This is a genomic window from Candidatus Saccharibacteria bacterium, from assembly GCA_016699895.1.
Classification (GTDB): Bacteria; Patescibacteriota; Saccharimonadia; order Saccharimonadales; family Saccharimonadaceae.
Genome location: CP064991.1, coordinates 14920 through 31363 on the forward strand (window position 1 = coordinate 14920; position 16444 = coordinate 31363).

General features: G+C 48.2%; 19 protein-coding genes. 1 reads left to right on the plus strand and 18 read right to left on the minus strand.

Going from position 1 to position 16444, the window contains the following annotated elements; genetic code table 11:
* Nucleotides 1-6: 6 nt before the first annotated feature.
* The 10 genes from IPL44_00095 to IPL44_00140 all read right to left on the minus strand — a co-directional run bounded on the left by IPL44_00095 (nucleotide 7) and on the right by IPL44_00140 (nucleotide 10222).
* Complete coding sequence (locus IPL44_00095) at nucleotides 7-1032, minus strand: FtsX-like permease family protein (GenBank protein QQS17451.1); 1026 nt, start codon at nucleotides 1030-1032, stop codon at nucleotides 7-9.
* Nucleotides 1029-1712 carry a cell division ATP-binding protein FtsE gene (gene ftsE, locus IPL44_00100; GenBank protein QQS17452.1) on the minus strand — a complete coding sequence of 228 codons (684 nt, stop codon included), beginning with the start codon at nucleotides 1710-1712 and terminating at the stop codon, nucleotides 1029-1031. Before ftsE ends, IPL44_00095 begins: the two co-directional genes overlap by 4 nt.
* Before the next feature lie 42 nt (nucleotides 1713-1754).
* Nucleotides 1755-3008 (minus strand): class F sortase, encoded by a 1254-nt coding sequence (locus IPL44_00105; GenBank protein QQS17453.1) that lies wholly within the window; start codon nucleotides 3006-3008, stop codon nucleotides 1755-1757.
* A 102-nt stretch (nucleotides 3009-3110) separates the two neighbouring features.
* Entirely contained in the window at nucleotides 3111-4196 is a 1086-nt protein-coding gene (gene prfB, locus IPL44_00110; GenBank protein QQS17454.1) for a peptide chain release factor 2, read from the minus strand.
* A 9-nt stretch (nucleotides 4197-4205) separates the two neighbouring features.
* Nucleotides 4206-4934, minus strand: coding sequence for a TIGR00730 family Rossman fold protein (locus tag IPL44_00115; GenBank protein QQS17455.1), 729 nt, complete (start codon nucleotides 4932-4934; stop codon nucleotides 4206-4208).
* Nucleotides 4935-4946: 12 nt separating this feature from the next.
* Nucleotides 4947-6260 carry a UDP-N-acetylmuramoyl-L-alanine--D-glutamate ligase gene (gene murD, locus IPL44_00120; GenBank protein QQS17456.1) on the minus strand — a complete coding sequence of 438 codons (1314 nt, stop codon included), beginning with the start codon at nucleotides 6258-6260 and terminating at the stop codon, nucleotides 4947-4949.
* Nucleotides 6261-6274: 14 nt separating this feature from the next.
* On the minus strand, nucleotides 6275-7555 hold the full coding sequence (locus tag IPL44_00125) for an insulinase family protein (GenBank protein QQS17457.1): 1281 nt from the start codon (nucleotides 7553-7555) through the stop codon (nucleotides 6275-6277).
* 65 nt (nucleotides 7556-7620) lie between these two features.
* A complete protein-coding gene (locus IPL44_00130; protein QQS17458.1) occupies nucleotides 7621-7878 on the minus strand; it encodes a hypothetical protein in 258 nt (85 codons plus the stop codon).
* Nucleotides 7879-7892: 14 nt separating this feature from the next.
* Entirely contained in the window at nucleotides 7893-9413 is a 1521-nt protein-coding gene (locus IPL44_00135; protein QQS17459.1) for a lysine--tRNA ligase, read from the minus strand.
* Nucleotides 9414-9451: 38 nt separating this feature from the next.
* The gene (locus IPL44_00140; protein QQS17460.1) at nucleotides 9452-10222 is read right to left on the minus strand and encodes a ZIP family metal transporter; all 771 of its coding nucleotides are present in this window, start codon (nucleotides 10220-10222) and stop codon (nucleotides 9452-9454) included.
* 100 nt (nucleotides 10223-10322) lie between these two features.
* Between IPL44_00140 and IPL44_00145 the strand changes: the two genes are divergently transcribed.
* Nucleotides 10323-10748: a transcriptional repressor gene (locus IPL44_00145; GenBank protein ID QQS17461.1), complete on the plus strand. Its 426-nt coding sequence runs from the start codon at nucleotides 10323-10325 to the stop codon at nucleotides 10746-10748.
* Here the strand turns inward: IPL44_00145 and IPL44_00150 are convergent.
* From IPL44_00150 to IPL44_00185, 8 genes are all read right to left on the minus strand, one after another.
* Nucleotides 10745-10993: a hypothetical protein gene (locus tag IPL44_00150; GenBank protein QQS17462.1), complete on the minus strand. Its 249-nt coding sequence runs from the start codon at nucleotides 10991-10993 to the stop codon at nucleotides 10745-10747. The genes IPL44_00145 and IPL44_00150 overlap by 4 nt on opposite strands.
* On the minus strand, nucleotides 10990-11235 hold the full coding sequence (locus tag IPL44_00155) for a hypothetical protein (GenBank protein QQS17463.1): 246 nt from the start codon (nucleotides 11233-11235) through the stop codon (nucleotides 10990-10992). Before IPL44_00155 ends, IPL44_00150 begins: the two co-directional genes overlap by 4 nt.
* 13 nt (nucleotides 11236-11248) lie before the next feature.
* The gene (greA, locus tag IPL44_00160; GenBank protein ID QQS17464.1) at nucleotides 11249-11710 is read right to left on the minus strand and encodes a transcription elongation factor GreA; all 462 of its coding nucleotides are present in this window, start codon (nucleotides 11708-11710) and stop codon (nucleotides 11249-11251) included.
* Between the two features lie 42 nt (nucleotides 11711-11752).
* Nucleotides 11753-13006, minus strand: coding sequence for a prolyl-tRNA synthetase (locus IPL44_00165; protein ID QQS17465.1), 1254 nt, complete (start codon nucleotides 13004-13006; stop codon nucleotides 11753-11755).
* Nucleotides 13007-13141: 135 nt separating this feature from the next.
* Entirely contained in the window at nucleotides 13142-13954 is an 813-nt protein-coding gene (locus IPL44_00170; GenBank protein ID QQS17466.1) for a CPBP family intramembrane metalloprotease, read from the minus strand.
* Nucleotides 13954-15072, minus strand: coding sequence for a site-2 protease family protein (locus IPL44_00175; GenBank protein QQS17467.1), 1119 nt, complete (start codon nucleotides 15070-15072; stop codon nucleotides 13954-13956). The genes IPL44_00170 and IPL44_00175 overlap by 1 nt, the downstream gene beginning before the upstream one ends.
* Nucleotides 15073-15218: 146 nt before the next feature.
* A complete protein-coding gene (locus IPL44_00180; protein QQS17468.1) occupies nucleotides 15219-15869 on the minus strand; it encodes a hypothetical protein in 651 nt (216 codons plus the stop codon).
* A 193-nt stretch (nucleotides 15870-16062) separates the two neighbouring features.
* Nucleotides 16063-16443, minus strand: coding sequence for a hypothetical protein (locus tag IPL44_00185; protein ID QQS17469.1), 381 nt, complete (start codon nucleotides 16441-16443; stop codon nucleotides 16063-16065).
* Nucleotide 16444 lies beyond the last annotated feature (1 nt).

Below are 16444 nucleotides of genomic sequence, written 5' to 3' on the forward strand. Positions count from 1 at the left end.
GGAAAACTATTTCAAGTAACGTCGTACTGCTAAACGCGCCGATAGGTAGCCAATCGCTAAACCGACGGCTATCATGGCGGCAAAAATCACGATCATCCAGTCTGACAAAATATTACGGATCTCATCAGTTGCAATGCCGTACCTCTCTAGGCCTGGCGTAACCCAGATGAATAGGAAGTATCCGACAACCGTGGCTATGATAGCTGCTAATATCCCGTACATTTCCGCCTCGATAATAAACGGTCCGCGGATGAAGTGTCGATCGGCGCCGACTGCGCGCATCATGCCGATCTCGTCACGACGGCTAAAGATCGCCATGCGAATAGTGTTAAAGATCACTAGTACCGATATAACGAGGAAAACTGAGCCAAGTATCAAACCTAATTGCCTAGCAAACGAAGCCCAATTGGCGATTCGGTTAATAGTGTCTTGTTGCTCCCCAGCATACGACGGCGCACGTTTGGCATAGATCCATTGTTTGAACTGTGGATCTTCACTAACCACCTTTTTAATCGGTGTTAGATTGCTGAGGTCGTTGACTTTGACATTCATCACGGCCGGGAATTTAGTCGATGGATCTATCCCCTGCTCGGCCAACGTGGCTAGCGTTTCTAGTTTGTCTGGATATTGATCGATATAATCCTGGTATTGCTGCTGACTATTGCTACTTGCGACGCTCCGCACATTTTCGACTAACTGCATCTTGCCCTTGAGATTACGCAGTGTATCATCACTGATTGACGGATCGAGATAGATTGAAATATCAATTTTTTCGCGCAAGCTCACTACTGTGCTGTTTAGCATTTGACTAGCCACAATGGTCACAAACATGATGAGGAGCGTAATAGTCATAACCGCCGTAGCGGCAACGGTGAGCCACGAGTTACGTGTAAAGTTACGGACGCCGTAGCGAAATATACGGACATTAGTAGTTAGGCTGTGCTGACGCCTGGACTGTAAACGTCGAACTTTGGGAGTCGCCGAGGCTTTGGTGCTAGCTGTCGACTTTTTGGCAATTTTTGGCTCACTCATTGACGATATCCTCCGTGCGCGACATCGCTAACTACCTTGCCCTCATCGAGCGTAATCACGCGAGTATTGAGACGATTCACAATTTCGGTACTGTGAGTGATGAGGAGTACAGTTGTACCAAATTTGTTAATTTTAGCGAGCAGACGAACAATTTCCCAGCTATTTTTAGGATCGAGGTTACCTGTCGGCTCGTCAGCAATCAGGATCTTGGGCTGGCGTACCATAGCTCGAGCAATTGCCACGCGCTGGCGTTCACCACCGGACAGTTCCCGCGGAAAGTTCTTTTGTTTACCGTAAAGACCAACGAGTTCCAAGATCTTTGGCACGTTAGTTTTGATTTCACTATTGCTATGGCCAGAAATCTCAAGGCTGAGCGCCACATTTTCAAACACTGTGCGGTTAGGTAGCAATTTGAAATCCTGAAACACGACGCCGATGCGTCGACGTAGCAGTGGTACATCGCGATCATCGAGCGTATCGTAATCGATACCACCAACAACGATCTTGCCAGAATCTGGCTTTTCCTCACGAGTTAATAGTTTTAACAAAGTCGATTTGCCGGCTCCCGAAGCCCCAACGATAATCGCAAACTCTCGCGGCGCCACATGTAGCGACACTTTGTCGAGTGCCGGTCGGATGCCACGATGATATGTTTTGGTTACCCTATCTAGTAATATCATCTATGCTTCTATTATATCATAACCTTGAGCAGTTATCGATTGTTATTGCCGCGCAGCGTAAACTACGACACGCTGATCAGTACTCTGATCGCGGTAATTATACTTTCCAGCATAGGTCATGAGAGTCACACCCTGTTTCGCATCGTCTGGGACGTTTAACGCCTGGTTCATGTCAACTTTGTCGGTGGCAAGTGTCTGATTACTGACGACTTTATAGGTGAATTTATCGCCGTTGCCGTTCTCGATAACGATACTATCGCCGACTTTGAGCTGGTCTAGTTTATCAAAAGCAGAATTGTACGAAGACGAGTAGGACTTGTGGCCATTGATAAATACCTGGCCATCCTGACCCGGTTTAGCGCTACCATCATACCAGGCGACATCGTTGGCATTCTTTGGCGAATCGATATTGCCATTGCTATTGATTCCGACACTGTCAACTCGAGACTGGATGCCGATCGACGGCAGATACAGATAGCGTGCCTGATCAGCTGGTGCCGTGTGAGCTGCCCAAGCTTGATTACTAACTGTGGTAGGATCAACACTAAACGGATTAGTGTCATCGATCGACACCGCGCCGACCGCCTGCGAAAAGATGTAGCTAATTGGTTTGTTAGTAAACCAAGTATCCCAGGCTAAATAAGCACTCACCACGACGAGCGATGTGACTATCAGATATTTTAGGAATCTACCAACTTTTCGATGATCGATTCGAACCTCGAAAGTTACTTTGGAATTGAGATGGCGCATCCAGGTCTGTTCGGCCGATTCATTAGCTATAGCACCAGCACCGCCGGCGTCAATCAGCGTCGAGGCGCCGCCCGACTCGGCGGTTGTCGGCATAGTCTCGGCGGCCGAGGCTAGCACCTTGCTAGTGAGACTACTTTTGTCTCCCGTTTGATGCCTGACATGAGATTTATGAGGGGCTTTATGACTAGCCACGTGATCGATTTTCGGAGCTCTTTTTGGCTGAACTATCGATTTACTAGCAGGTTTTATTGCGGCTGGCGGAACAATTCCATCAATCCTCGCGGGGACAGATCGATGAGTAGGAATATGATGAGTAGCTGGCTTTTCCGGTTTTTTATGTGTTATCGACTCTGCAGTGTGAGTTTTCGGCTGATTAACCGTGGTAACGTGCGGAGTTTGTATAGGTTGGTTTATTACCGTCGCTGACCCAAATACCGCATGTATATTCCTCACATGATGCTCCGGAACGATTACCCTACCTCGAGATTCAACTCTAACCGAATGATCACGACTAGATGTCCCACTAAAAAAATCTTGATTTGTCATTGTTTGTCCCCTGTTTGTTCCTGTTTTAGCCTGTTTGTTTTTTCGGCTATGCTACTGATTATATCGCACTAATTTTTATAATGCAAGTGGTAAAATTGTTATTTAATGTATAGTGTGGCGATTCTCTAGATAAGCTCGGACAAACCCATCGATCTTACCGTCGAGCACCGCGTCGGTGTCTTTTTCCTCGTATTTAGTGCGCGTGTCTTTGACAAGTTTATAGGGGTGAAGTACATAGTTTCTAATCTGTGCGCCCCAGCTAGCACTCTCACCTGCTCGCAGTTCGCCTAGAGTCTCGACATGCTGTTCAGCTTGCAAAGCCGCTAGTTTACCGCGCAAGATTTCCATGGCTTTTTCTTTGTTTTGGAGCTGGGAACGTTCGTTTTGGATCGCCACAACAATGCCGGTCGGCACGTGGGTAATGCGCACCGCTGAATCAGTCGTGTTGACACTCTGGCCACCATGACCACCGGCTCGGTAGACATCAATTTTGAGATCTTTGTCATCGATTTTCACCGCATCTGGCGTGTCGATTTTTGGCAAGACCTCGACAAGGGCGAATGATGTCTCGCGGGATTCAGCGTTGAACGGACTGAGGCGCACCAAACGATGCACGCCATTTTCACTCATGAGTTTGCCATAGACAAATGGACCGGAAATTTCAATCACTGACGTTTTCACTCCCGCCACCTCGCCGGTTGATCGTTCCAAAACAGTTGCTTTATGGCCATTCTTTTCCGCCCAGCGCAAATACATACGCTCGAGCATCGCCGTAAAGTCCTGGGCATCATCGCCACCGGCACCAGCACTGAGCCGAATGATAGCATCGCCAGAGTCGTATTGACCATCGAATAATAGTTGCTCCTGTAATGAGGCCAAATGTTCCTCAAGTGCATCAACTTGACCGGATAATTCCGTCATCATTTCATCATCAGCGAGCGATACCAGTTCTGTAAAATCCTGCGCCTGTGCCGCCAGAATCTGCCACGGATCAACTTGGTTTTTGAGATCAGATAGCTTTTTGGCGCTGGCCTGGGCCGCCTCTGGGTTATGCCACGTCTCAGGCTGGGCTAGACTAGCCTCTAGCGCCGCAATCTCTCTAGCTTTAGCTGGGATATCGAGTTTTGATAGGGCCGTCGAAACTTCGCCTGAAACACGTTGTAATCTAGCCTCGAGATCAGATTTCATGCCTAAAGCCTAACTAGCCGGCTGGCTATTAGTTTGTCCACCTAAAACCTGAGAAATCAATTCGCTCGGTTGTCGCGGCGATACATTACCAGCTGCATTAACAATTACATTGACGTCGTCGGTTATAGTGTAGAGCGCGCGGTCGTTCGGACCGATCGTGCCAGCTTCTTTTTCCATTTTCCAGTAAAAAAATGCGTCGAGCGGCTTCCAAAAGTCACTACCAAATAGAAAGATCGGTACATGATCGATTTTTTTGGTCTGCATCAGGGTAATAATCTCACTAAACTCGTCAATCGTGCCAAAACCGCCCGGAAAATAAACGTAGACCTTGCTCGAGGCTGCTAGCATGACTTTGCGGGCAAAGAAATAATGAAATTCTAGATGATCGGTCGTATATTGATTCAGAGTTTGCTCCATCGGCAACTGAATATTGAGGCCGATCGAACGACCGCCCTTTTCAAAAGCTCCGCGATTAGCCGCTTCCATAATGCCATTGCCACCTCCGGTGATGACTGGGTGCCCGGCCTCCGCTAGTTTCTGCCCTAGCTCACGAGCCTTGATGTAATACGGATTATCCTCTGACAGCCTGGCCGAACCAAACACGGTGACGCCCTGCGGATAGGTTTTGATCGTTTCGAGCCCCGCCGTCAGATCTTTAGCGTAGCGCGAAGAGCGCTCGATATCTTCTAGGGTCAGCGATTTGTTGCGCGCCAGCTCGTTCATCCAAACTTGTTCCATAATCAGACTATTTTAGCACAGCCCTTTCACTGCCGCGATAAACTGGTCGCCGCGATCTTTGTAGCTCGTAAACATATCGAAACTAGCGGCCGCTGGGGATAAAATGACGACATCACCTGGCGTGGCCGCCTGATAGACTTCATGCACAATCTCAGCCATGATCTTTGTTTCTAGTTTTTTGATGGTTACATCTGAAACCGAGCTGACTTGAGACTCGATTTTATCGCAATTCGCGCCGATAACGTAGATCATTTTGACTGTCGATTCGTTAATGACACGACCTAGTTCAGTATAGTCAGCACCTTTATCATGTCCGCCCAGAATGAGGATGGTTGGTGAGTCAAACGACCGGATCGCTGCAATCGCCGAGCCTGGCGTCGTTGCAATACTATCATCATAAAATGCTATGTTGTTCACCGTTCCTACCAATTTGAGTCGGTGCGGCAATCCAGTAAAACTACTGAGACCTCTCCGAATCGCCTTGATATCACCATTCGTCATATGCCACGTCGCCGCGATGGCGGCGGCGGCATTGCGCAGATTATGCTCCCCAGGTAACGTAACCATATCGGTCGAACCAATTTCCTGGTCAGCGTAATAAAACGTGCTCTGTTCAATATGAACACATTTTTTATTCAAGAACGGCAACCCCGTTGCGTGGGTTATCGACATGGCATCTTCAGCCAGCTGCCGTACTCTCTCATCTTGTTCATTATAGACGGCGAAATCACGAGGAGTTTGATGGGCAAAGATCTGACTTTTTGCCGTCACATACTCCGCCATATCAGCATGCACATCGAGATGATCCGGCTCGAGTAGTGTCATCACCGCCACTGTTGGCGAACGTTCGAGGTCCCATAATTGAAACGATGACAGCTCAAATACTACGATATCCTCAGCCTGAATACTGTCTAGGATATCAAGAGCTGGGACACCAATATTGCCAACCAGATGAACCTGTCGACCACTAGCGCCAAAATACGCTCGCAAGATCTCTGCGACAAGACTACAGGTCGTACCCTTACCCTTTGAACCAGTCACACCGATAATCGGTGCAGGACATGTAGCAAAAAACTCATTGGTCTGAGACCATATCTTGCCGCGAGTACGAATAGAACGCGGCGACATCGGTGGTGTACGGAGTACAAGATCAAAATCATCTAGCTGATCAAAGGCATCCCCGCTCACTATAGCTTTAGCGCCCACAGGAATTGGGTACTGGTCGCTGACCTTATCCGTTACAATCGTGACATCATGACCTTTCGCTGTATAGTAGCGATAGCTTGACTGCCCTTCTGCACCAAATCCGGCTATTGCAATCCTCATACTGCCCCTTTCGTTCAAAATAATTTGCTCAGCTTTTCGTTTAGGCGTTCAGCGACAGCCTTTTCGGTATTACCATAAATACCCAAGCCCCAGCAATTCACGGTAAAGAACTCCTGCGCAGTGGCGATGATGCGCTCTTTGGTCACCGCATTGATCCGATCGGGTTGAGCTGCAAAATCCTCGATCCGACCGTCAAAGAAATAGCGATTAGCTAGCCAATTATTCAGTTGTCCCACTGTCTGGATGCCCATTTGATGACGGCCAAGTGCGTACTGTTTGGCACTCTCAATTTCAGCATCACTAATATCGCCTTCCTGGATTCGTCTTATTTCGCGTACAATCAAATCAAATAGTCGATCGAGCTTGTCGGCTTCGACCGAGGCACCGAAATCCCATGTCGAGTTATGTTCACTCGCGCTCGTCTCCGACCAAATGCCATAGACCAAGCCCTTTTGCCGAGCTTCGCCCTGGATTCTAGAATGCAGCGTACCGTTCAAAATATGGTCGAGTACGCTCATGGCAGTGTCTTCGTCGTCCGACAATCGCCTAGGCAAGTTCATCGTCCAACCAAACGTGATGTCCGGGACATCCTTGCGGCGAATCGCAAATGGTGCAAATGAGTGCATCTCGTCAACTGGCAGCGGTGGTCGATCGCCCATCTTTAACTCAAAACTGTTGAGAAGTTCACGTAAACGCGTCAATTTCCCAGTAAAATCCCCCGCCACGACGAAACGTAAATTACCGCTGGTATGAGTATCACGATAGTGATTGCGAATATCGCGTACTGTAATATTTGGCATAATCTCAAGACGCTCCTGATAACCTAATGTATTATCGCCTAGATTCTGAGAGATCTTCGGCCATAATACTCGGTTGGCATTCGACAAATAGCCAGTCAATTCACCTTTGACATTGCCGTACTCGGCATCAAACTCTTCCTCGGTGAATTTTGGATCGCAGATGGCTGATTTTTGCAATCCTAAAATCCTTTCCCACTCAAACGAAGCACATTCCGCCACATAACACATGCTAACATCGCTCGTCCACGCATTGTGGTACGCCCCGTTTTCGGTAAATACTGCATCATAATCAGAACCGGTCGCAAATCCGTTATTGGCACCGAACGCCATATGCTCCATGATATGCGCTGTTTCCCATTTTTTGTCAAAGTCGCGCACAAATCGGCTGCCGGCCCGAAAATGAAACTGGGCGCTCATGACTGGCGCCGAGGGCACGTTGACAATCAAGCCACGCCCATTGTCTTTCAGCATAAATTCACTAACTTCGTATTGCATATATTCTGGCCTAGTTTCGGATCATTGATCCCTCGCCCACTAGCAACAATTGTACCACAAAAAGCTTACTGGTCAGTCGAAGAATCGTGTAATTTCCGCGATTGTTCGTCGATCTGAGCCTGCAAGGCGTCAACCTCTTTGGATTGATTGTTGTTGGCGATAATCTTTGGCACCACTAGCGCCGCCGATCCTATCGCGACAATTACGAAACTAATGATGAGATACAGCGTGGTCTGAGTCAATTTCGAAGCGCGCGACGAAGCCGACAGCGCCCCTACCGATACCGCATAAGTGTCTTCTTGATCAGTTGGTTGTGGATTCATGTTTCTCCTTTTTTCTAAAGACCAAGGTCCGGATAAATTTCGCGCGTGGTTTGATCGATTTCGCGACGCAGCTGTGGGAATGGCACACCTTCGCGCGCCGTTACGCCTTCGAGACTCCAAAATACGCGTTCGCTATAGCCCAAACCGCAAGCTGGTGGCATGCCGTATTCGAGCGCCTCGACAAAATCGATATCGAGCATTTGCGCCTCATCATCGCCAGCGTCACGCATAGCCTGCTGTTCACGGAAACGCTCCAGCTGATCGAGTGGATCATTCAGTTCAGAAAAAGCTTTGCACATCTCGCTGCCACCGAAGACTAGGTTGAATTGCTCGCTCATGCGCGGATCACAAGCTTGTTTTTTGGCGAGCGGCTGCATAAACACCGGAATCCCCACCAAAAAGACTGGCCCAGCGATGGTTTTGCGGTATTTTTTCCATAGTTTATCGAGGCTACGGATACGATTGTCGACCTTTTCAACCTCTAGCCCGTTCTGTCGCAAGGCGGCCTGGATCTCCTCCATCGAAGACTCAAAGACATCGATATTGAACTTATTTGCTAGCACCTCAACAAAGTTAATTTTCGGAAAATGCTCGTTGTCTTCGCCGAAATCAACCGTTTGGCCGTCAGCCAGTGTGAACTTGCGCGTACCCCAAGTCTGGTCGCAGACAAAACGAATCATTCGCTCGGTCAGCTCCATGCCGTCCTGCCAATCCGCATAAGCCCAGTACCATTCCATCGCGTTGTGTTCTGGCAAATGCTCGTCACTATAATTTTCGTTGCGGAAACGCGCCCCGATATCAAACACTTTTTCAAAACCGGCCACTAGTAGTCGTTTGAGTGGCAATTCATGACTAATACGCAAATAAAAATCCTGATCGAGGGCATCCATATGTGTCACAAATGGATTCGCGTCAGCACCGCCAGCCGTCGCTTCGAGCACCGTGTTATTTACCTCTATAAAACCTTCGTTTTCGAGGAACTCCCTAGTCGCGCGCCAGAATGTGCTGCGGCGCTCGAAACGCTCACGCACCTCTGGATTGACATTCATATCGACATAGCGCCTACGGAAACGTTCTTCTTTGTTCGTAAAACCATCCTGTCGGCTCGGCATCGGTCGCAAAGCCTTGGTGAGCAGTCGTAGCTTTTTAACCCCCAGACTAATCTCGCCCGTTTGGGTTTTGATGACTTCGCCAGTTGCCTCAACAAAATCACCTGTATCGAGTAGATTGAGGTCTTCTAGGCCAATCAATGACAATTCTGCCGCTGTTGAGGCTACCTCTCCCGAGCGCAAAAACAATTGCAAGTCGCCGGTCTGGTCACGCACTACGATAAACGCAATTTTACCGAATTTACGAATACTCGCAATCCGACCAACTACTGTTTGTTCAGTACCGTTCAATTCGTCAAATTTTTTTGTCACATCACCAGCAGAAATCGTTCGCTCGGCCTTTGCTGGATAAGGACTCAAACCGAGCTCACGTAGTTTCTCGAGTTTTTTCAGTCGCTCGTCGCGAAAATCTTGTAAGGTTGCCATTTTATAATTATACCATGGACGAGATGCGTCACCACTATTTACGATTCAATAAATCTATCGAGTGATGCAATTGTTAGACTGACCAAAATAACACCGACGATCAACAAGATTGATTGCCAGCCGATGAATCGTTTGCGCTCGTGCTCATGGATCTCTGGAATGATATCGCTGACCGCTATATAGATAAAGAATCCGGCTGTTAGACCCAAAACCGCGTCGAGTGGCACGGTGACACTTTTTCCTAATGCAAAGAATGTCACAGCCGCGACGGTTGTCGCGAGCGCCGAAATCACATTGACGAGCAGCACCTCGCGGCGGCTGAGACCTTTGCTGAGTAGCAAACCAAAATCGCCAATTTCCTGTGGTATTTCATGAAAAGCAATCGCGATTGTCACCACAATACCAGTTGCCGGCGATACCAAAAACGCCGCAGCGATCGCCACGCCGTCAATAAAATTATGCAAAGTGTCACCTATGATGATGAGTGGAACTTTCGCGCTCTTTACCTCATGTTGATGTCCGGTGTCGTAACTATGATGATGGAACCAGTGAATCGCCCGCTCGAGCAGGAAAAACGCCAATATGCCTAGCAAAGTAGCGTATAACGCCGTGTCGGCGTCGCCCTCGTGGACGGCTTCGGGCAACAAATCTACAAAAGCCGCCGCCAGCAACGCCCCAGCCGCAAACGGCGTAGCGTAATTAACTAAACTATTCGCCCAGGATTTCCGCGCCAACAAAATCACCCCACCGATCAGTGAAAATACTCCCCCAACGAGCGAAAAGAAAACTACTTGTGTCATTGTTGACATACTATTACATACTCCTTTTGATCATAGTTATACTTGTGTAGTATTTATTATAATCAGTATGTTATAATTATTGCAAATAATTTGCAATAAGGATTACATAATGCAAACTGATACCATATTCAAGGAAAAACTCGCTGCTCATAATTTGCGCCTCACCAGTAATCGCAAAGAGATCTTTCGCATCTTGATTGCCGCCGACCGACCACTATTAGTACAGGAAATAATCGCTGCGAGCGCTGGATCAACCCATTTTACCAGTATCTATCGGTCAATTGCATCACTCCAAATCGCCGACATAGTCCGCGAAATCCCGCGCGGATTCAAAGTCTACTATGAACTCGGCGAAGATTTTAGACCTCACCACCACCACGCTACTTGTGAAAAATGCGGCAAAACCATACCCGTCAATGATGCAGAAGTTGAACAGCTACTGCATGATATAACTATAAAAGCAGGCCTACAACCGACAAAACATCACTTTGAGCTATTCGGTATTTGCAGGGGATGTTCCAATAAAAATATCTAGCGGCGACGTCTGTTATGTTGATTAGAATAGTTTCGTCGACCCTGTCGTCCATTATTAGAACCGCCTAGCGCAAATCGCACACGACGAGCTAGATGGTCAGCTGTCTCTGCCCCAGTCGGAGTCGGAGTCTCACTAGTATTTACAAATTCTACTTGTGATGCCAGAGCTGCAGCCACTGCAGCCTGACGTAGATCGCTTGCACGAGCCAACAATATTTCAATGCGACTAGTCAATCTATCTATCACATAATCAGCAAATTTGATCGGCTCTCTTCACCTTTAAACCGAGCACTCTCTTCTTGATACTCGTGTGCATTCAATAGTCCAGCAACTATCGTAGCCACCTGACCAGTCTGTCGTTCGATAATATACCAAACCTTATTCTCAGGCCTCTGTCTTGCGAGTTCTAATAACTGGCTGAGGCAATCTAATTCATTACCACCGAACTCTGGCAATTTGACACCACCCTCTGTTTCATGATTCGTCATAAGACTAACTATATCATTTAATTTCTAGAACTTCAAAGGATTTATCGCCCTTTGGAGTTTCGATCGAGACTTTGTCGCCGACTTTTTTGCCGATGAGTTGCGCACCCAGCGGGCTTTCGTTGCTAATTTTGCCACTGGCTGGATCAGCTTCGACGGCGCCGACTAGCACATATTCGTTAGTCGATCGACCCGATTTCAAGACCACGGTGTCGCCTAGGCCAACTTCGCCATCGGTTTTGTCCGCCTCGATAATTTCTGCGCTCGATAAAATCTCCTCGATCTCGGCAATGCGGCTCTCGACGCGTGCCTGTTCCTCGCGAGCGGCCGAATATTCAGCATTTTCGCTCAGATCACCAAACGATCGCGCCTCGGCGATACGATCAGCAATCGCCCCGCGGCTACCAACCAAATCTTTCAGTTCGTTTTCGAGCTCTCGCTTGCCATGCATAGTCAAATCATATTGTTTCTTCGCCATTTCAAATCCTCCTTTAATCCCTAGAAGTTACGCCTTTTCGGTCTAGGCAGTAGTGCCTAGTTTAACAAACAACTCATCTCTGGTCAAGATAACACTCTCGTCATCAGTGCGCGCTTTATACTCGATCTTACCCTCGGCCAAAGTCTTGGGGCTAATCACCACACGGTGTGGAATACCGATCAGATCAGCATCGGCAAATTTCTCACCAGGACGCGCCTCGCGGTCGTCCCATAGCACCTCGACGCCCTTCGCTGCTAGCTGATTATATAGCTCCTCGGCGGCCGTTTTCACCGCTTCGTCTTCGCCAATTTGCACCAAGTAAACGCGGAATGGCGCGACGTTTTCTGGCCAAACTAGACCTCGCTCGTCACTCATTTTTTCCGCAATCACACCCATAACACGCGTCACACCTATACCGTATGAGCCGATATAGAGCGACTGTTGCTGGTCATTTTCGTCCACATAATAGAGATCCATTTCATCAGTTTTTTGCGTACCAAAATTGAAAATGTTACCGACTTCGGCAGTTTTGACTGGCTCTAGCTCATCGCGACTAACCCCGAGTTCCTTCACCGCATCGTCAATCACCTCTTCGTTGATAGCAATATTTTTCTCGCGGTGCAAATAAATAACATCTTCACCCGCCTCGCAAATCGTTTGAAACTCATGGCTGAATTTCGTGAATGCCCCGCCGCTCGCAAATGTTACATAAGTATCGTCGCCGATCCCTAGTCGATCGTAAACACGTTTGTAGGCCTCGATCGCTTCATCATAATAGGCATCTAGGTCAGCCTTGGTCGCATGGAAACTATACATGTCTTTCATGACAAATTCGCGGCCGCGCATGATGCCGCTCTTGGCACGTAGCTCGTTACGCATTTTAGTCTGGAATTGATACAAACTTACCGGTAAATCTTTGTAGCTATGAATGAACTGTTTCATCATTTCAACGATCGGCTCTTCATGGCTCCAACCTAGTCCTACCTCGGTGTCGTCTTTTAGCTTGGTCTTGAACCAAATATCTACAATGTCGTCGCTCCAGCGCGTCGTCTTTTCCCAGATATCCTTGCGCTGCAACGTTGTCATGACCAGCTCGTTAGAACGAATGCTGTCCATTTCCTCGCGGACGATTTGTTTGATATTATCGAGCACCCTTAAACCCAAGGGTAAATAGGCATAAGCTCCGGCCATTTCCTTGTATACAAATCCGGCCCGAATCAACAGCTGTGCATTTTTCGCCACTTCGTCGGCAGGCACAGTTTTACTAGTCCTCGTGAACATCTCGGTTACTCTCATGATAATAGACATTATAACACAAGGAGACGAGGGGAAAGCTTGTCTTGCAAGCTTTCCAGAGGCAACGCCGTGTTACATCGGCACGTCAGTGTCGTTATAGCACAAGGAGACGGTGACGCAGTATTACATCGATACCTATGATCCTAGGCCGAGGAATCTGACGCTATAGGCGACTAGATTCACTGTCATATGGAGGAACAATCCAGCCCAGATCACCCCTGTTTTTTCACGCATCCGACAGGCAAACATCGACAAAATAAAGGTCATAATACCGACATTAATTTGACCATGCGCCAAGGCAAACACTAATGAAACCAGCACCGCCGATGGCCACAATGATAGGTACTCACGCAATTTCCCAAATAGAAAACCGCGCATCATCATCTCCTCGAACAGCGGCGCCACGATAACGAGCGCTACGAATATAAAAACGAGTTCCGATACATTATTTGTGGCCGCAAAACCAATTTCCTGCGTTTGGTTCATCACCTCGTCGCCGAAAATCATTGCTGCGACGATCGATAGGACTAGAACAGTTATATAAAAGACCGGCAGTCCAGCAACATAATACCGCCAATCTTCACCGCGCACCGATCGAGTCAAGCCAACACTTTTTTGTAAGAACCGCCAACTCTCCGCACGTTTCTCGCGCGGTGGCTGATTGCCTTTTCGTGTCCTACGCCAATGTAGCCACGGTAGCCACATCACGATGATAAACATCACCATATAGAGCGCCGCATCTATCCAAAACGCCCCTGCTGTGCCGATTTCCTTGACGTTTAATAGCTGCGATTTCTGCAACACATACAGCACCAGCGCCACGGTAAAACTAGCCACGAAAAACACTAATGCCACCCACAAGACCCAGCCAGCCACCATCAGATAACGTTTGGTCTGCGACCTGGATAATGCGGCGTCTGGTGCGGTGAGTGGCTGTTTCGTCGTCATTAGAATAACTTCACTATATCCGATATGGTTACTATAATGATAAGCCCGAACAGCACCAGCATGCCAACACCGTTCACCTTGGCCTCGCGCTCTTTGGTCAGTTTCTTTTTGAAAAGCTTGAACCCAGCTAACAGATACCAACGCCCACCGTCGAGTCCCGGGATTGGCAGTACGTTCATGACTGTGAGAGTGAGCGAGATTATGCCCATCAACCAAAATAGTTGCGTCGGGCCAGCCGCCAGCGCGCTCGGGAATATCACGCCCAGAATACTAACTGGACCAGCCACCGACTCACCAGCCGCGGCGATATTTTTAGTCTCTGCCGCATTGCCCGTCACAAATCCCCAGAGGCCGCTAAACAAATTAGCCACCATGTCACTTAAACCGGAAAATGTCGCGCCGACAAACTGCAGAGTCGTAGCTACACCGACTAACGGCGCACTCCAGGTCGCCCGAACATTTGCATATTGTTTTTGCTCTGTTTGCACCCCGAGATAGCCCTGCGATCCAGATGTCGCATTAAGCGTCGCATGCGTCACATGCGGCGATCCACCTCGATCATATTCAATCATAACCGTTCGACCAGCATTGGCTTTGGTAAATTCAGAAACCTGCGCGACTAGCTCGATATCACTACCAGTCGATCGGTTATTGTCACTCGCCATGAAATGTATTTCGTCACCTTTTTCTAGCCCCGCCTGTTCAGCTGGCGAGCCCGAAATGACACCAACAATAGAGACGATACCGCTATCGCCTCGGTTGTCGCCAGTCACCACAAACTGGTTCGGTAGGACTTTTGGTAGTCCCGTAAAGGCCAAAACAGTAAAGATCGCCATCGCGGCCACCAGGTTCATCAAAACACCCGCGAGCAAAATCTTGGTTTTCGCCCAGAAACTCGCTGCGCCGAAACTACCCTTGTCCTTGGCTGCATCGCTTTCGCCTTTTAACTGGCAAAAACCACCGAGCGGCAACAGCCAGTTAATCGTAATCAGCGTACCCTTGTATCTACCGAGGATTTTTGCCCGTGGTGGAAAGCCAATGCCGAACTCTTCGACCTTAACTCCGTTACGAACTGCCGCTATCGCGTGACCGAGCTCGTGGATGATGACCAAAATCATTAACAAAATTAGACCAACTATCACCCCCAAGACAATTTGATACCACTCCACGGTTCGTTTTCCCCTCTCAAATTAAAGTAGAACCATTATACCATAGCAAAAGACGGCCTTTCGACCGTCTTTTGTCAGTTTTTACTGTCGTCGTACTAGGCAGCCACGCCGTCCTTGTCGTAATCCCACCGACGAGATGCCGCTGAAAAGCCAATCACTTGCCCTTCGCTATTGACCGTCGTGGTGACTTCGAGTGTCTTGGGACGACCATCACCAAGAGGTGTAAATGTACCTTTACCGAGTAGAATCGTAGGATTGGTTGGGTGTATGTTCATAGGACGAAGCATTTCAGTATCCTTTGCTTTAACATCTCGGCCAAGCGTCAATGAATAAACAACGAAATTACGCGCTTCTTCCATGGTTAACCAGGCACTCTTTAGCTTTTCCATTTCTGGGCTATCAGAGCTAAAGGCTCGCACACCATTTTCTGGCTCTTTACCCACACTTGCAATCTTTTCGATCAAAGGAGATAAGGTGCTCCAGTTTCTACCCATGCCACCCTTGTCTCGAGCCGTCGCCCATGCCTCCTCGGTGCCAGCAGTAGTACCGGCAAACGAATGCTCTCGCCATTCATCTGGCGCACCGCCGCCTGCATGAATACCGCCATCATCGAGGACTGAAATCACCTCAGCTGTAGGTTCTGAAACGCGAAAACGCTCCTGGATTTCAGCAATATTTGGATCTGTTGCGACCGCGTTATGACCGTTGTCTACTGTCGAGTCACCTGTTTCATGAGATTGTGCCATTTTTGTTTCCTTTACTTTTTTATTTCATTGTAGTAACTAACATCAATACTAGCACAATTCGCTATAAAAGTCAATATTGTTCGTCTAGATCTGAGTGACGCTGTACTTCTAGAACAAAATCTTTATAGGTTTGGCCATTGATAATCGGATGGATTTCGCAGTAGCCGCTCATCGCAAACCCTTCTACCCGATGCTAGTCTGGATTATCAGTAATTTTAACAAACATGTCTGGCAATTGATCCGCATACACTTCCCTCGCTAGATTCAGTTCAGCTACCGCTCCCCTAGTCCTCGTTTCGACCTCAGTACGTAGCTTCCTAGCGGCAGATTGAATGTCCTGCCGGACACCCTCGGGCCATGTCTCTGGCGATAAGCCTTCGCGACCAGATGTCATATCATTCAATCGACCCAGCATATCTACCATCGTTTCGGCGTCCCGATCGGCAAATCCTGTCTCGAGAGTCCATAACATCCAAAAATGATAGATTTCTGGATCTTTTTCTAGAGCATCAACTGTCACTCCTACATTACCTGCCTGAGTCGGCACTGGAGATTGGTGACGAACACGTTCCAAG

Excerpts from the sequence above, each read along its gene's own strand:
- IPL44_00095 (QQS17451.1), bottom strand. The coding sequence starts at position 1,032 with ATGAGTGAGCCAAAAATTGCCAAAAAGTCGACAGCTAGCACCAAAGCC.
- ftsE (QQS17452.1), bottom strand. The coding sequence starts at position 1,712 with ATGATATTACTAGATAGGGTAACCAAAACATATCATCGTGGCATCCGA.
- IPL44_00105 (QQS17453.1), bottom strand. The coding sequence starts at position 3,008 with ATGACAAATCAAGATTTTTTTAGTGGGACATCTAGTCGTGATCATTCG.
- prfB (QQS17454.1), bottom strand. The coding sequence starts at position 4,196 with ATGAAATCTGATCTCGAGGCTAGATTACAACGTGTTTCAGGCGAAGTT.
- IPL44_00115 (QQS17455.1), bottom strand. The coding sequence starts at position 4,934 with ATGGAACAAGTTTGGATGAACGAGCTGGCGCGCAACAAATCGCTGACC.
- murD (QQS17456.1), bottom strand. The coding sequence starts at position 6,260 with ATGAGGATTGCAATAGCCGGATTTGGTGCAGAAGGGCAGTCAAGCTAT.
- IPL44_00125 (QQS17457.1), bottom strand. The coding sequence starts at position 7,555 with ATGCAATACGAAGTTAGTGAATTTATGCTGAAAGACAATGGGCGTGGC.
- IPL44_00130 (QQS17458.1), bottom strand. The coding sequence starts at position 7,878 with ATGAATCCACAACCAACTGATCAAGAAGACACTTATGCGGTATCGGTA.
- IPL44_00135 (QQS17459.1), bottom strand. The coding sequence starts at position 9,413 with ATGGCAACCTTACAAGATTTTCGCGACGAGCGACTGAAAAAACTCGAG.
- IPL44_00140 (QQS17460.1), bottom strand. The coding sequence starts at position 10,222 with ATGTCAACAATGACACAAGTAGTTTTCTTTTCGCTCGTTGGGGGAGTA.
- IPL44_00145 (QQS17461.1), top strand. The coding sequence starts at position 10,323 with ATGCAAACTGATACCATATTCAAGGAAAAACTCGCTGCTCATAATTTG.
- IPL44_00155 (QQS17463.1), bottom strand. The coding sequence starts at position 11,235 with ATGACGAATCATGAAACAGAGGGTGGTGTCAAATTGCCAGAGTTCGGT.
- greA (QQS17464.1), bottom strand. The coding sequence starts at position 11,710 with ATGGCGAAGAAACAATATGATTTGACTATGCATGGCAAGCGAGAGCTC.
- IPL44_00165 (QQS17465.1), bottom strand. The coding sequence starts at position 13,006 with ATGAGAGTAACCGAGATGTTCACGAGGACTAGTAAAACTGTGCCTGCC.
- IPL44_00170 (QQS17466.1), bottom strand. The coding sequence starts at position 13,954 with ATGACGACGAAACAGCCACTCACCGCACCAGACGCCGCATTATCCAGG.
- IPL44_00175 (QQS17467.1), bottom strand. The coding sequence starts at position 15,072 with ATGATTTTGGTCATCATCCACGAGCTCGGTCACGCGATAGCGGCAGTT.
- IPL44_00180 (QQS17468.1), bottom strand. The coding sequence starts at position 15,869 with ATGGCACAATCTCATGAAACAGGTGACTCGACAGTAGACAACGGTCAT.